We start from the raw sequence: 16,139 nt of genomic DNA, 5'->3' as shown, positions 1-16,139 counted from the left end.
GGCCAGGAACGTCTCCTGCAAACGCCCGTTCGAGGCATTGACCGTGAACACACTCGTGTACCCGTCATGCACCACCGCGATCGGCTGACCCGCCACCGACGGCGTACCCGCCACCACCGACAGATCCTGCGTCACCCACGCACCACCAAGCCGCGCCAAGAACGACTCCTGCAAATGCCCGTCCGCCGCGTTCACCGTGAACACACTCGTATAACCCTCATGAACCACCGCCTGACCCGCCGGCACACCACCACTCGAGCCGCGGTTCAGCCACTGGTCGACCGTCTCGCCGCGTAGGACGCTGAGTAGAGCCTGCTTGTTGTCGTAGCTTTCGACCTTGTCTCGATCCTCACTTAGGTGAATATGCCATAGATGGGATGAGTCGGATGACGCTGCGCGATGGTAGCGAAAATCCCAGCCCTCGACGGTCGTGTCATTGTCGGTTTGGCCGAAGAACTCTTTCCACCCGTTCAGGCGCGGATCATCGGCGTTCTGCCCGGAAGCCAGCAGGCGGTTGGAGAACCGGGCGATGTTGCTGTAGTTCGATGCTGCTGCCGTAATTCCTGCCGGAAGCCTCTTGTCCGCGTTTGGATCGACCTGCAGGGAACTCAAGGCCAGGCTTTGAGCCTCCGGAAACGTCCAGTCATAGGCAGCGGCCTTGTCTGATGGGCCGCCTTTGTCCTCGGCGTCCCGGACGGAGTAGTTGTCTGAGCTGTTTGCCGCTCGGGTGTTGTGGTACCCGGGCTTGTCGGCGTAGATGCCGCCGTTCTGCGAGCCGGGCTGAAGCTTGAGCAACTCCTCCATCAACCACCAAGAGGCCGAGGTGATTCGCGACGGGTTCGGGTTTGCAGCTGCACTTGCAGGGGATGCAACGACAACACCTGCGAGAAGTGCTGCCGAGGCAACGGTGGCAGCACAGAAAGAGCTCTTGGTTTTGCCGGACGTCAGGACCGATTTGAACGTTGCGCTTAGCGCTCTGAAAAGAAATCTGAGCACGTTGGACCGTCTCACTGCCTCTCCTTCGAATTCTAGCTCTGCCGCCCCGAACCGGGCCGTGGCCGCCATGCCCGAGGGCGGGTCAGCCCACGAAGCGGATATTGTCTTGCGTCGATCAAATTCTGATATATGTGCGGTATGCTGCCTTCCAGGGCGCCGCGGGTACCAGGCCGGCGGGATCGGATTCGTTGGGGCACGCGCCGAGTTCGCAGCGGTCGCCGGGGCGGCGAAGATCAGCGACGTCGCGACTCCACCCAGGACGAGAGCGGTGGCCCGGAGCCGGCGATGAGGACTGGCGAGATCCATCGATTCTCCCTGATGTCGGACCGGCAACGCCGGTGACTGGGAGAAGAATCGCGGGCCGTACATGAACGTTTCTTGATTCGGCCCTGACCGGCCGCCGGGCCGGTGGGCGCGCCGGGCGGGGTAATCGAGGCGTTGGCCGCTGGGGCGCCCAGGGCGAAATCGCCGCTAACTCAGTGGACCTGGTGCTCCTGGGTCGTCGGACCACTCCCGGTACGGAGCATCGCGAGGCGCAGGTCCATGAGCTTGCGCCTGACGTCGGCGGCCTCGGCGTAGCCGAGATCCACCAGGATCTTCAGAGCCTGCAACCATGCCACAGAGGCAGCCTCATGGTCGTTTGTCGCATGCCGGACGTCGCCCAGATCGACGAGCACCCGCGCATTGTTGTACCGGTCGACGCCGCGTTGAAGCAGCGCCAAGGATTCCTCGTACGAGCGGCGTGCGTCGTCAAAGCGTCCGAGCTGGTGCTGGGCGTACCCGATGGTGTGCCAGGTGGCCGCCTGGCTGTTCGGATCTTCGACGGCGGAGGACAAGGACAACGCCCGCAAGCCGTGTTCGATAGCGGAATCCGGGCGGCCCATGAGGGTCAACGTCCACGCCACGCTGCCCCAAGCTGCCGCCTCACCCGACGTGTTGCCGGCCGCGCGGTACAGATCGGCGGCGAGACGGCCCTCGCGGAGGGCCGCGGGATAGGCTCCCTCGCGTGTCAGCACACTGGCAAGCGTGCCGTGGATGTTCGCCTCAGCGCTCCGGTCCTCCAGCTCAGCCTGAAGGCGGACGGCCCGCTCGAGGTTGATCCGCGCCTCGGCCGACTTTCCGATACGGCTCAGCCCCATCGCGGCACACAGTAAGACCAACGCTTCACCAGCGCGATCGCCGTGTCGTACTGCCGCATCGAGGGCGGCCTTCATCGCATCCTGATGGTCCTGCCAATAGCCCCCACGGATCAGGAACGTGGAGAGCGACCAGCCCAGCAACCAGACATGCCGGAACGCGCCGGACTCCGCCGCGCGTCGTAGCGTGCTCATCAGCACGCGATGTTCGGCCGCGAACCAGGCCATCGCGCCGGCATGATCGAGAATTTCCGCGACTTGGGTGCCGGGCGAAGGTTCGCCCAATGCTCGTGGCAGCTGGTAAGGGCTCATCGCTATTCGTGCCGCGCAGCTCGTGTGCAGGTAGTGGTCGAACAGTCGCCGCTCGGCCAGGTGCTGCTCGGCCGCGCTCTCCTCGGTGCCGGCCAGTTCGACCGCGTAGGCCTGGAGCAGGTCGTGCAGCTTGTAGCGCCCGGGCCGATGTTCCGAGAGCAACTGGGCGGTAGTCAGTTCGCGGATGAAAACTCGGACCGCCGGCACGGGGACTGCCAGCAAGCTTGCCATGGCGTTGGCGGTGATGTCTTCGCCGGGATGAACGCCCAGGAGCCGGAACAACCGCGCGGCCGGGGCGCTCAAGATCCGATAGGACCAGGACAGCACGCTACGCGCGTCGGTGGCCGGGTCGTCGCTGGCGAAGGCGTCGAGGGCGTTGCCGGTCTCACGCAGCTCGGCGGCCATGACGGCCAACGGCACGTCCGGTCGCATCGCCATCCGGCTGCCCAGTACCGCCAAGGCCAAGGACAGTCCGGCACAGCGCGCGATCATCTCGGTCAGCAGTTGCGGTTCCTGGGCGCCCCGGGCGGCCCCGATCCGGTCCACGACCAGGCTGCGTGCCTCGCCATCATCGAGCAGATCCAGGCATACCAACTGGGCACCGTATGTCACCACCAGCCCCGCCAATGGGTTACGGCTGGTGATCAGGGTGACGCAGGACGGCGCTCCCGGCAGCAACGGCCGGACCTGTTCGGCGTCGCGGGCATTATCCAGTACGACCAGAGTTCGCCGGCCGCTCATCAAGCTCCGGTACATTGCGGCGCGGTCGTCCAGCCCGGCGGGGATGCGTCCCGCCAGCGTGCCGAGAGCTTCCAGAAAGCCACGTAGAACCGTCGCGGGGTCGGCGATCGTGCTGTCCGCGCTGAACCCGTGCAGGTCGACGTAGAGCTGGCCGTCCGGGAAGCGGTCGGCGTTCTGACGGGCCCAGTGCACGGCCAAGGTTGTTTTGCCGACGCCGGCGGTGCCGTGGATCGTGGCGATCATCGTGGCGGTGGGCTGGTTCTCCGCCTCCGCGAACAGAGCCGCTAGACGGGACAGGTGTGACTCCCGTCCCACGAAGTGCGTAAGACCAGTCGGGATCTGGGCCACTGCCTCCGGCTTGGGGTCGGTCGACGGCAATTCACCGCGGAGGATCGCTTGATGTACTTGCTGGAGCTCCGGACCGGGCTCCATGCCGAGTTCCTCGGCGAAGACGCGCCGGATGGCTGTATAGCGGTCCAGTGCTGCCGAATCGCGTCCGGCGGCGTGCATCGCCCGCATCAGCAGCGCGAGAGTCGACTCGTTGAAGGGATGCTGCCGGCACAGATCCTCCAACGGTCCCACTGCCTCGGCCCCCTGGCCCAGGTCGATCGAGGTCCGTGCCCAGCCCGCCACCGCTCCGCACCGTTCCATCTGCCAGGCGTCGCGTGTCTGTGTCGCCCATTCGCCGGCCACTCCCGCAAGCGGCTCTCCGCGCCACAGGTCGATAGCTTCCCGCAACAGCCGCGCCCGGTCGGGTTGACTGGTGCGCGCCGCGGCCGCCTCGCCGACCCGCGAGCGGAACAGCAGTAGGTCCACATCTCGAGCGTCCAGGTCCAGCACGTAGCCGGCCGGCTGTTTGAGCAGTTGCGGCCGCCGGCCAGGCGAGCCGGTGGGCAGCCGGGCGAATACGCTACGGAGCCGGGTGACATAGGTGTGCAGGACGTTGCGGACCTGGGCCGGACGTTTGTCGCCCCAGACACGGTCGGTCAGGACATCTGGGCTGATCGGTCGCCCGGCATCGACGAGGAGCGCGGCGAGAACCGCACGTTGCTTCATCGGGCCGATGTCAACCCGCTGGTCTGCCTCCCACAGTTCCACCGGCCCCAGCAGACGAAATTGCATGATCCCCCGATGCGCCTACTCGTTGCTGGTCGCCCCCATCTTCGCAACACTGCCCGCCCGGCGCTGGGACAACGGCATTGACAGGAAAGTATCAATGAGTTATCGCAATATCCAGGGCGCGATCCCAGGGCCTTCGCAAGGTCGAGATTTGACCGTTTTAGGTGAGTCCAAGGAGTCGTGGGGATCGTTACGGATCTTGGCCGTTTCGGCGTAAGGCTGGTGCGATCGAGGTGACGCCGTCCAGGCGGAGAAGGTCGACCGTGGTGTTGCGCAGGGTGGCCAAGTCCGAGAAGAACGCCGGCAAGCTCCGCAAGGCACTCGATCCCTACCTGACTTTCGCCTTCCAAGGTCGACCGTGCCGGCGCGAACGGGCGGATTGCCTGCCGCAGCGCGGCAGCACCGAGCCGGTCGAACCCAGGGCCCCGGCAAAGTCATCAGGTGATGCCGAGCAGTGCCAGCGGGCGGGTGCTGTCGCGGGCGTGAGAATCAGACGACGGTCCGGTCCCACTTCTCCCCGCCTTCCTGAATGACGAGCTGAGCGCAGTCCGGTGGCAATGGCCGCACGCCACCTCGGGAGCGGCTCACCTTGGAGCTCGCTGAACGGCGAGCACACCACCACCGCCGACTGGCCGATCCGCATGTCCGCCGCCGTCTTGATGTGGCACGGACATGGTGAGCACCGGCCGGCCGAGGTTGTTGCCGGTCGGCACTGTGCATCGGCAAATCGGCGAGCAGGTCCAGGGACGTGAACGGGCGAGCCTTGAGTGCCATCAGACCCGGTTGGTGGCCGACAGCAACCGGAACGATGGTGAGCGGTATGCGCGTCGGAGCATCCCAAACCACTCACATTTGAGCCTTCCGGCCTGACCTTGCAGCTCAGAGCGGGTACGGCGGACCCGAAGATCGATGAGAGCTGGTGACGGGGCGGACGCCGGCCCAGCCGCGACCCCCGATGCAGGGCGGACGGAAGTAGGCGCGCGCGTTCGCCGCGACCAGCTCGGCGGCCGCGCCAGCCGGCGCGCCGCACCACAGCTAGAGGAACTCGTCCTGGTGGTGGCCGTCGAGCCAGACGGTGGTGAACGGCTTCTTCCCCCGACGAACCAGGTCGGGGTGCCGTGGCTGAGCCGCTCGCTGACCTCGCGCAGCGCCAGGCAGGCCCGCCGGATGCGCATCGATCCAACGTACGACAAGGGGACGTCGGTCGATGGCGCGCGTGTCCTACCTTGCAGGATGGATTGTCTGGAGGTGCGCATGCCGCAACCGAGGCGGGCCGTGCCGCTGCTGACCCTGGCGGCGGTCCTGACCGTGGTCCGCACCCTGCTGACCGAGGAAAGCCGCCCCGATCCGCGCGCGTTCCGGCGCTACGAGCCACCGGGAGAGCTGAGCCGCGCCGAACGCGACTACCTGGACTGGGCGCAGGGTCACATCGCGTGGGTCGTGCGCACGGCCCGTGTCCGGGCGATCCGGCACCGGAGCCTGGCGTTCACGTCCGGGCTGTCAGCGCTGGCGGTCCCATTGGCGCTCGCGGTCGCGGCACCGACCTGGGTGCCGGCGGTGCTCGGGTTCGTGGCCGCCGCCGGGCAGCTCGGGCAGCAGCTTCTGCGGGACTGGGAGCAGTCGCTGCTCGGGCACCAGGAGGCGGTCCGGCTGCAGAAGACGCTGCGCGTGTTCCACAGCGAGTCGGACGGGCCGCTTCCCGCCCCCGAGTTGACGCGACGGTTCCGTGCCTTCCGCGACGCGTTCGAGGCGACCAAGGAGGAGTACGGCGGTCAGATCCTCGCCGTCCGCGGCCAGGAGCCACCGCCGGTGACCGCCGCGCCGTGAGGCCGTGGACACATCGGCCGCGGTGAGTTCACGGTCACCGCGCATCGATGCTCCACGAGGAGGACGCCGCGCCCCGGCAACCAGGGTCCGCACGTTCGACGCAGTGCTGGACATCGGCCGGCGCTCGATCCGCTGGCCCGGACGGAGGGCCGACTCGTCCTGCCCCGCGTGCCGGCGCGGATGCTCGTCGACCGCGTGCGCGTGTACCGGTGACCGGCAGTCAGGCGACCGCGCCCGGCGCGATCACCAGAGTGCACACTTCCCGCCTGTCACAACACCGTCATTACGCGTATCCAGGCGCCCATCAATGGTTGCCTTTTCGCGTCCGGTGACGTCACTGCCGGCTGGCGAAGGGATCGGCGATGGGGCTTTTCGCGCGAACACGCGGGGCGACCCGCAGGTTGACCTGCGTATCGACGCTGGCGTTGCTGGTCGCGGTGGGCGGTTCCGCCGCCACTGCGTACGCGGCGCCCTCCGCCACGAACCTCAGGGCGTGGCAGGCGGAGATCACGAACGTCCCGCACCCGACGGCGAAGGGCTGCTTCACCGCCGGCTACCCCCGACTGAACTGGCAGAAGTCCGAATGCGTCGCCGCACCGGCGATCCCCATGACCCCGAGGCGCAGCATCCGCCCGCTGGTGGTGGGCAACGGCAACGACATCTCCGCCCAGGCGCCGAGTGGATTCATCTCCGAGTCGTCCGGCACGTTCGAGAACATCGTGAACGTGACGAGCGAGAGCTCGCCCATCGCCAACGCCGGGCCGCCCGTCGCCGACGCCTACACCCTCCAGATCAACACCGACTTCTTCACCAGCACGGCCTGTGCCGGATCACCCAACCTCGGGTGCCGGGGCTGGGAGCAGTTCGTCTACGCCAACAACGGCTCCAGCGGCCAGGTGTTCATCCAGTACTGGCTGCTGCAGTACAACGCGGCCTGCCCGGCCGGCGGCTGGACCCAGTTCTCGTTCACCGGCGACCCGGACATCTACTGCTACCGCAACAGCCCTGGCGCGACCGCCGTACCCAATCAGCCGATCACCAACCTGGGCGCGCTGCGGCTCACCGGCACGGTCAGCGCGACCAGTGACAGCGCCACCCTGTTCGTCGGCTCGACCGCATACACCGCGGCGGGCTCCAACTCGGTCAACGCGGCGGCCGGCTGGACCACGTCGGAGTTCAACGTGTTCGGCTACGGCGGCAACAGCGACGGCGGAGGCGCGGCCACCTTCAACGCCGGCGCGTCGCTCAACGTCCGCACGAGAATCACCTACGGGGGCACGGCGGCGCCCATCTGCGCGGCCCAGGGCTTCACCGGCGAGACCAACAACCTCAACTTCGGCTCACCCGCGCCGGCCGCCACCGCGCCCGGCCCGGCGGTCGTCTTCGTGGAGAACACCGCCGGCGGCGCGGCGACCAACTGCGCGGCGGCCTCCGTCATCGGCGACACCCACCAGCACACGTTCGCCGGCCTGCTGTACGACTTCCAGGCCTCCGGCGACTTCGTCGAGGCGCAGGCCGGCAGCGGCTTCGAGGTGCAGACCCGCAAGGCGTCCGGCGCACCGGCCTGGCCCAACGCCTCGGTCGACCGCTCGGTCGCCGCGCGGATGGGCAGCACCAAGGTGGCCCTGTGCGACGGCAAGAGCCTCGTGGTGGACGGCCGGACCAGGGACCTTCCGTCCGACGGCGCCCTGCATCTGCCCTCCGGCGTGGACATCCACCGGATCGGCAACATCTACGTGGTGACGGACGCCAGCGGCAACAGCATCCGGGTGACGGTCAACAGCGGCTACATCGACGTGTCCGTCGGCCTCGGTACCTATCCGACCCCGGTGGTCGGCCTGCTCGGCAACCCTGACGGCGACCCCAAGCGCCTCGCCGCCAAGGACGGCACGCAGTTCGCCATCCCGCTCAGCTTCGACGACCTCTACCAGCGCTTCGGCGCCAGTTGGCGGGTCACCCCGACCCGGACCCTGCTGGCATCCTGCGGCGCGGTCGCCTCGGGCAACCCGTCCGCGCCCTTCTTCGCCCGCGACCTCAACGAGGACCTCCGCAAGCGGGCGGAGGCCACCTGCCTGCAGTACCGGGTCCGCCAGGAGTGGCTCGACGCCTGCACGCTGGACGTCGCGGTGGTCGGCGGCCGGGCCGCCCTGACGTACGTCGGCCTGGTCCCTCCGGTCGTCAACGGCAACCGGTAGCGGCGACGCCGGGGGCGGCCCGCAGGTCGCGGGCCGCCCCCCGGCGGGGCTGTCGTTCTATGCGCGCTTCGTGAAGGTGGAGCGCGCCCACAGGTAGCCGACGAGCGCGATCGCCACGCACCAGGAGGCCGCGACCGCCGGGTCGGTGGTGTCGGGGCGAGCTGTCAAGCAGCCCGCGGATGGTTTCGATGATCGGTGTGAAGGGTTGGTACTCGGCGAACTGCCGCAGGCCCGGTCCCATCTTGTCGGCCGGCACGATGGCGCTGCTGAAGAACGGCAGCATGACCAGTGGTACGGCGGCCATGCCCGCCGTCTCCGGCGACTTCGCGAACAGGCCCAGCGCGACGGTGAACCAGCCGGCCACGATCGCCAGCAGCAGCGCGAGGCCACGACGTCGATCAGGCGTTCGCTCATGCGTCCACCATCGTCCGGCCGCCCCGTGGGGCCGGCTGGTGGAACTGCGTGGCATCGAGATCTTCCTGTGGGCCTCACTGCCCGCCCGGGGCTACTGGCCCACGGTGCCGGACCAGGCCACCGTCGCGTGGTCCGTGCCGAATTCGACACCTGTCATCTCGTGTGGTTGACCGCGACCTCCTTGCGGATCACCTTGGCGAGCTGGTCGGCCCGCAAGCCGTGCGCGGCCAGCGCCTCGTCGGCACTCCCGCACACCGGGATCTCGTCGAGCCCGATGCCGCGGAACACCGGCGGACGCCCGCCGGGCAGTTCGAGTATCGCGCGGGCGAGCATGTCGGCCTGGCCGCCATGGTCGTACTGGTTCTGTACGACGAAGATGTGGCTCGCACCGGCCACGCAGTCGGCCAGCCAGAGGCGGTCAACCCGGTTCAGCCAGGGCAGGTTGAGGACGGTGAGGTCAATGCCGTCGGGGCCGAGTTGTTCGGCTGCCCGCAGCAGCTCGGTCAGGATCACTGGTCCGGAACCGATGGCGAGAACCGGCCCGCCCGGGCGGATCATCGACCCGTGGCCGGTGACCAACGGCGCCGCCGGCAGCGTGGTCATCTCGGGTGAGCACGACAGACTCACGAGTCGCAGGTAGACGCTGTCGCCGGTCGTGCGGCAGTAGTCCACGGCGGCGCGGGTCTCCTCTGGTCCGGCGGGTTCGAGCATGATCAGCCCTGGTATGGCGCCGAGTGCGCTGATGTCGCGTACGCCTTGGTGGGAGTGTCCGGGGCCGGCGGGCAGCAGGCCCGCGAGCGAGGCAACGTAGACAATCTTGCGTTTCTCGGTGGCGTTGTTGTAGATCTGCTCGTTCGGCCGTGCGTGCAGGAAGCAGGAGAAGGAGTGCACGAACGGCACGAGATTGCTGGCTGCGAGCCCGCCCGCGATGGAGACCATGTCCTGTTCGGCGATGCCGCACTCGAAGAACCGGGTCGGGTGTGCCTCCACGAAGGGCATCAGGCCGGTGTCCACCATGAGGTCGGCGTCGAGCGCGACGATACGGTTGTCGGTGGTCGCCGCCTCGGCCAGCGCGTGTCCGTAGATCTCTGGCAGCTTCGGGCCGGCGGGCAGGGACACTCGGAGGGCTGTCACGGCCTCCGGCCGTAGTGGGGCGAGGCCGTAGCGGGCGAGCAGTTCGTTGGCCGCGCTCAGCATCTCAGCGTACGCGCACCCGTGGTCTTCCGCCGACGGTGCGCCGCTGTGGAAGCGGTAGCGCCAGGCGGTTGGGGGCATCGACGTGGCGGCGAAGGTGGCGCAGCCGGCGCCTTTGACGGTGTCGGCGATGAGGACCGCGGGCCGGTCGGGCCAGCGCTGGTGACGCTCGGCCAGGGCGATCTCGATGGCGGCCGGGTCGTTGCCGTCGCAACGGGTCACGCCCCAGCCGAAGGCGCTGAACTTGGCGGCCAGGTCGCCCAGGTCGCTGACGGAGGACACCCAGGTGTCGGACTGTATCTTGTTGTGGTCCACCACCACGGTGAGTTCGCTCATGTGGTGGTGGACGCCGCCTGCCAGCGACTCCCAGTTCTGGCCTTCCTGCAGTTCACCGTCGCCGGTCAGGACGACTATCCGCGGGCGACGCCCGGCCAGCCGGTTGCCCAGCACCAGGCCCTTCGCCTTGGAGATGCCCATTCCGAGCGAGCCGGTGTTGAACGGCATGTGCGGTGTGTTCACATCGGGGTGGCCGGGGAGGCCGTCGAGTCGGCGCAGCCGGTGCACCAGGTCCTGGTCGAGGCGGCCGGTGCCGATCAGCGCGGCGTACAGGCCGGGAGCGTCGTGACCTTTCGACGAGAAGAAGACGTCGCCGCGGTCCTCGTCGAGTTCTTCCAGCAGCAGCCAGGCGACCAGGTCGGCCGCGCTGAAGCTGGAGCCGAGGTGCCCCGAGCCGGCACGGCCGATCATGTAGAGCGTATTGATCCGGTTCAGGGCGGCGAATGCCCGGGCCCGGTCGTGGCGGTCGGCGATGCCGTCGATGACGCGCCGGTACTCGGATACGGGCAGCCAATGCAGGTCAGCCGGCATGTCTCCTCCGAAACGGTGGGTGCTCTCAGTAGGAACGTCAGGGCAGGAAGCCTCATCGGGAGGCCTGCGATCTCGCTGATTGTCAGGCCGCTGCGGCCGAGCCTGCGAAACGTCATGGGTTGCACCCCGCGCTGATGGCTTTGGATTCCCGACCCGGCTCATCGCCCACGACGACCGGCTTGGTTCGGCACGTGCGGCGTTTCTGATCTGCGCATCGGCCATCTCGTCGGCTCCTCGCGCCATGATGGCCGCTACGGCGGCCAAGGGTCGTTCGGCGATCTCCCGCAGCACGGCCCCGACGGCTTCGAACAGGGCGATGCCGTCGGGCAGGTCGTCAGGGTCGTGGTGGATCGTCGCGGACATCTCGCGCCAGCTTCCCGCGAACAGCCGGATCCCGGTGTTGTGCTTGACCGGCGCCGGTTCCGGCGGGAATGCCTCCCGCAGCGACAGGGGCACGGCGCGGAGGCTGCCGAACGGCAGGCGACCGCCCTCCGGGAAAGGGGCGTTCACGGTGAAGCGTCTCAGTTCCATCGTCGTGTCCAGCCCGCCGAAGTCCGGCAGAGCCCATCCGCGCATGAACGGCGCGGTCCGGTTGACGGTGATGAAGTCCGTCATCCATGTCGCGACCGGGCCCGTCGCCGGCCCGGGTGAGCAGGTGATGAGCGTTTCGTACAGGGGGCCGATCGGTGCCGGTCTGTCGACTTCGTGGCCGTGCCGGAGGTAGGTGATGGGGGCGAACTCGGTACCTGCCGAACCGGCTATGACCAGGGTGAGCGCACCGAGGAAGGCGAGCGGGCGGGATCCTCCGGTCAGCTGGCACACCGAGGCCAATGCCTGGATGAAGTCCGGCGGGAAGTCATGGACGTGGCGCTTGTCCGCCCGAATCTCCCGCCATGGCCGCCATCGGCAGCCCGGCATTTCCAGCGGGGTGAAGGTCCGTGCGAGCGGTTCCCAGAACTCCCTGGATGCTGTGCGTTCAGCGGTGTCGGCGAGTTGTTCACGGACGAACGGCAGGAAGTCGACGTCGGGCCGGGCTGTCTGCTCCGCGCCGGGCACATCGCCAGTGGCCAGCCGCCCGTAGGTGCGGCCCAGCCTGCGCATCCACGCCATTATGCCGTAGTGGTCCATGACGCTGTGGTCGAACATCGCGCAAAGAATGTGCTCGTGTTCATGGAGGCGGGCCACGAGGACGGTGCCGAGGGGGCCCTCCTGCATGTCGTTCAGCCCGCGGCGCAGGTCGCCGGTGAGGTGCCGTAGCCGCCTGCCCTGACCGGGCGCCCTTCCGAGGTCCACCGTAACGACGGGCACTCCGGCCCAGCTGGCGTCCGGCACCAGCACGAACCGGTCTCCGCTCCGGCGCAGCCGGGTGTGCAGAACGTCGGTTCGTTCGACGAGCAGGTTAATGGCGGTGACGAGGGCGGCCATGTCCACTGGGCCGTCGATGCGGTAAGCGATCGTCACCGTGGGGAACGGTGGTCGCCGAGGGTGGCCCTGCTCATCGACGCCGGCTCTCAGGCAGATCTCACGCTGAGCGCCCCAGGCAGCGGCGTCGACGGATCTGTCAGCCCGATCCTCCACATTCAGCATGGCGATTTCCACATTCCTTCTTTCCGGGAGATTACCAATCAGCTCTTCGACAGGACAGATGGTGCAACTGCGTACGCCGCCGCACTTGAACGGCTGCGGATCGGCTCCATCAGCCAGCCTGCGGAACCCACCGCGCCGACACCGAGACCGACGCCTCACACCCGCGGTGAGTGACGAACGGCTCGTCGATGGAGGAGGCGTTGAGCAGCCGCCAGAGGATGCCCCGCGGTGACTGGTCGGCCGGCCAGTCCGGCCGGTCCACCACGCCCCACCGGCGCAGGGTCTCCAGAAAGAAGGGGTCGGCGGCCACCCAGCGCCCGCCGACCTCGACCTCGATCCAGATGTGCCGGAAGGGGAACAGCGCTCCGAGGAACAGTCCGGCTGCCGGGCGCGCGTTGACCCCGGCTGCCGCCGCGGTGTCGAGCAGGTGCTGGCAGGCGAGCCGACAGTTGGCGAGGCCGGTTCTACGGACGAACGACAGGTCGTTGGAGAGCTGCGGCGGCAGTTTGTAGAAGGTCAGCCTCGCCGCCGCCGCGAGCACGGGATGGAACTCGGCGCCGAACCGGATGGCGTGGTCGCTCGGTTCGGCCTGCAGCACGACGGAACCCCGGGCCGGCTCGTGCTTTTCGTCGATGCGCGAGACGGGCGTGAAGAGGTCGCTGAGCGCGAAGTCGCAGCCGTCGCGGTGTCCCGGTGCGGGGCACCGCCATTCGACGGTGACCAGGCAGTCGGCGCCGCCGGGCCGCCGACGGCTGGCGAGCGCGTGTTTCCACTGGCGCATCGTCATGGCCTGCGGCGACCTGAGGCGCAGTCCAGTGCTGATGTTCTCCAGGTCGAAGGCGTCCAGGCGCAGCTCGCCGCCCCGCCTCTGGTGGGGCAGGCCCAGGTCGATCAGCTGCGCCAGCAGGTCGGCGCCGATACCGAAGACCCGCCGCGCTTCCGGTGCCCCCGCGGCGAACCGGCGATAGGCGTCCGGCACTTCGCGCAGCCTGCTCATCACGACCTGGGTCGGATCCTCAACCGTCGACAACGGGTTCCTCCAGTTCGATGGCGCTCCGGATGCGCAGGGCTGGAGCGTATGCAGATTCCTTGCCGCGTGGGCATGCGATGCGCGAGGTCGCCGCAGAGCGTGGCAGCACCCGAAGCTGCACCGCCAGAAGCGTGCTGTAGGCCATTGATGAACAGCACTGGCCAAAGAGGTCGGTGGAGGTACGGTGAGCCGCAGCGGCATGCGACAACGGCCCCGGTGTGCCGGAAGAATCTGTCAAGAGCGCGATAGAACGGACAGCGGTGCAGGCTGCCGAGACTGCCTGCCCCATCAAGGGGAGTAACGGTTGGATTCGACATCTGAGGCGTCAGCGCTGCTGAAAGTCAAGATTGGCACCTCCTGTTATGTCTACGACCTCGACGATGTGCTGGCCGCGGCGCAGGAGCTCCGGTCGGCCGTACCCGCCGCATCACGGCTCTACTATTCGCTGAAGGCAAATCCCCATCCGGTGGTGGCCGGCGTGCTCGCCGACGCCGGATTCCGGGCGGAGGTGAGCTCGATCGGAGAGTTCGATCAGGCCTGCCGGGCGGGATTCACGGCGGCCGAGGCGCTTTACACCGGACCGGGGAAGACCGAACGGGACCTGCGCGACGCGATATCGCGCGGGGTACGCGTATTCTCCTGCGAATCCGTCGACGAAATACGCTGCCTGGACCGGCAGGAGGTCCCCGGCGGCGACTCACTTCAGGTTTTGCTGCGAATCAACGGAATGGAGTCGCACAGCGCCGGCAGCCTACGGATGGCCAACACCGCCTCCCAGTTCGGCCTGACTCCGGATCGCCTCGAGGGGGCACTTGCGCAGGCCAGGAATGTGCGCGTGGTGGGCATGCATCTCTACACGATCTCCAATGCCCACGATGTCCAGGCGCTGATCGACGAGCACCTGTTCAATCTCGGCGCCGCCCATCGGCTGGCAGGCGAGTTCGGCATCTCGCTCGAGGTGCTGGACCTCGGCGGCGGTTTCGCTTCGCCGTACGCGCGGCCGGGTGAGCGCCCGGACTACCGCGCCCTCCGCCCGGCCGTGGAGGCCGAGGTGGCCGGGCTGGGCCTGGCCGACACCACGCTGGCCTTCGAATCCGGTCGTTTCCTGGTGGGCGGCAGCGGCTCATTGCTCACCGAGGTCGTCGACGTGAAGCAGAGCCATGCGAAGACGTTCGTCGTGCTGGCGAGCGGCATCAACCACCTGGGTGGGATGTCCGGGCTGCGCCGCCTGCCGCCGGCGTCGGCGGTGTTCGAGAACCTGATGCCGTCACAGGGCGAACCGGAGACGGTGACCCTGGTCGGTCCACTGTGCACGCCGACCGATGTGCTGTCGGCCCGGGTCTGGATGCCCAGGCCCCGGATCGGCGACGTGCTGCGGGTTCCGAACGTGGGCGCGTACGGGTTGACCGCGAGCCTGGTCGGGTTCCTCGGCCACGAGGCGCCCGCTGAGGTGACGACGAGGGCCGGTGAGGTGGTGACGGTGAGCCGGCTGCGGCTCACCCGCGAGGAGGAGCGGGCGGACGGGTTCAGCGACTCCGCGCAGGACATCGCGCATCGGATGCAACCGCTGCTGGCCCAGCACGCCTCGGCCGCCGACGCATCCGCACGGTTCCCCGAGGAGTCGCTGAAAGCGTTGCGGGCGAGCGGGCTTCTCGGGCTGCTCGTTCCGCGGTCGTACGGCGGACTCGGCGGCGGTCTGCGGGACCTGGCCGAGGTCGGGGTGATTCTCGGGGCCGGCTGCACGTCCACCGCGATGATCTGGGCGATGCACTGCCAGCAGGTCGATGCGGTCGTGCGCTTCGGTTCCGCCGAGCTGCGGCAGCGCGTGCTGCCGGAAATCGCCCGGGGTGCGTGCTACCTCGGCTCGGTGACCTCCGAGCGGATGAAGGGCGGCGATCTGCTCACCAGCGCCTCGGCTCTGGTAGCTGACGGGGAGAGGTTCTGGCTAAACCGGGACGCGCCGATCGTGACCGGTGGCATGCACGCGGACTCCTATCTGGTGACGATGCGGTCGGCACCGGAGGCATCGCCGAACCGGGTGACCCTGGTCTGGGCCGACCGTGCGTCGTTGACCGTCGAGCAGCGCCGCGAGTGGAACACGATGGGCATGCGGGCCACCGAGAGCGTCGGCCTCACCCTCCGGGGCTTCGTGGACCGTGGCGCGGTGATCGGCGAGGAGGGCGGTTTCCGGGCGATCGCGCTGGAGAGTTTCGTCCCGGTCGGGCACATCGCCTGGGCCGCTGTGTGGCTCGGCGCGGCCCGTGGTGGCCTGGCACGGGTGGCGACGAGCATGCGCAGCCGTGAGCAGTCGAGTGTGCCGGCCGCGCAGTCGGATCTCGCGCAGGCCAGGCTGGCCGACGTGCGCACCAAGCTGGAGGCGGTCAGCGCTTATCTGTGGCAGGTAGTTGCCGAGGTGGAGCAGCTGCGGTCGGCGCGGCAGCGACCGGACGCACCGGCGACGCAGATCCACCTCAATACACTGAAGGTTCTCGCCTCCACACTCACTTACCAGGCCGTCGACGAGTGCGTCCAGCTTGTCGGCCTGGCTCACGGTTACCGGCGCGACAGCGAGCTGCGCCTGGAGGCCGTTCTCCGCGACCTTCGATCCGCGAGCCTGAACCTGTCGAACGATCGTCTTCAGGTGACGTCCGGTGCGCTCGGGCTGGTGGACACGAGTGTGCGGCTCGTCGCGCGTTCCGGATTCCGATGGTGACAACTCTG

The 16,139-nt window shown here is 68.3% G+C and carries 6 protein-coding genes and 2 pseudogenes; 3 read left to right on the top strand and 5 right to left on the bottom strand.

The window, feature by feature from the left end; genetic code table 11:
- Positions 1 to 261: 261 nt before the first annotated feature.
- Positions 262 to 948 (bottom strand): annotated as a pseudogene (locus AB0B02_RS29415) (hypothetical protein); the annotation flags it as partial.
- 524 nt (positions 949 to 1,472) lie between these two features.
- Positions 1,473 to 4,283: a BTAD domain-containing putative transcriptional regulator gene (locus tag AB0B02_RS29410; RefSeq protein ID WP_357305820.1), complete on the bottom strand. Its 2,811-nt coding sequence runs from the start codon at positions 4,281 to 4,283 to the stop codon at positions 1,473 to 1,475.
- A 1,275-nt stretch (positions 4,284 to 5,558) separates the two neighbouring features.
- Here AB0B02_RS29410 and AB0B02_RS29405 point away from each other — a divergent pair.
- Together AB0B02_RS29405 and AB0B02_RS29400 are read left to right on the top strand one after the other, a co-directional pair.
- Positions 5,559 to 6,131 carry a hypothetical protein gene (locus tag AB0B02_RS29405; protein WP_281938872.1) on the top strand — a complete coding sequence of 191 codons (573 nt, stop codon included), beginning with the start codon at positions 5,559 to 5,561 and terminating at the stop codon, positions 6,129 to 6,131.
- A 401-nt stretch (positions 6,132 to 6,532) separates the two neighbouring features.
- A complete protein-coding gene (locus tag AB0B02_RS29400; protein ID WP_357305817.1) occupies positions 6,533 to 8,326 on the top strand; it encodes a VWD domain-containing protein in 1,794 nt (597 codons plus the stop codon).
- Positions 8,327 to 8,383: 57 nt separating this feature from the next.
- On the opposite strand, the pseudogene AB0B02_RS29395 reads toward AB0B02_RS29400, so the two are convergent.
- The 3 genes and pseudogenes from AB0B02_RS29395 to AB0B02_RS29385 form a co-directional block, all read right to left on the bottom strand.
- Positions 8,384 to 8,714 (bottom strand): annotated as a pseudogene (locus AB0B02_RS29395) (ABC transporter permease); the annotation flags it as partial.
- A 179-nt stretch (positions 8,715 to 8,893) separates the two neighbouring features.
- Entirely contained in the window at positions 8,894 to 12,400 is a 3,507-nt protein-coding gene (locus tag AB0B02_RS29390) for a 1-deoxy-D-xylulose-5-phosphate synthase N-terminal domain-containing protein (protein ID WP_357305814.1), read from the bottom strand.
- 97 nt (positions 12,401 to 12,497) lie between these two features.
- On the bottom strand, positions 12,498 to 13,418 hold the full coding sequence (locus AB0B02_RS29385) for a hypothetical protein (RefSeq protein WP_357305811.1): 921 nt from the start codon (positions 13,416 to 13,418) through the stop codon (positions 12,498 to 12,500).
- Positions 13,419 to 13,722: 304 nt separating this feature from the next.
- Here AB0B02_RS29385 and AB0B02_RS29380 point away from each other — a divergent pair, with 304 nt between their 5' ends.
- Positions 13,723 to 16,131: an acyl-CoA dehydrogenase family protein gene (locus AB0B02_RS29380; RefSeq protein WP_357305808.1), complete on the top strand. Its 2,409-nt coding sequence runs from the start codon at positions 13,723 to 13,725 to the stop codon at positions 16,129 to 16,131.
- Positions 16,132 to 16,139: the final 8 nt, after the last annotated feature.

The organism is Micromonospora sp. NPDC049240 (genome assembly GCF_040647835.1).
Classification (GTDB): Bacteria; Actinomycetota; Actinomycetes; order Mycobacteriales; family Micromonosporaceae; genus Micromonospora.
This window is presented reverse-complemented; position numbering and strand designations above follow the sequence as displayed.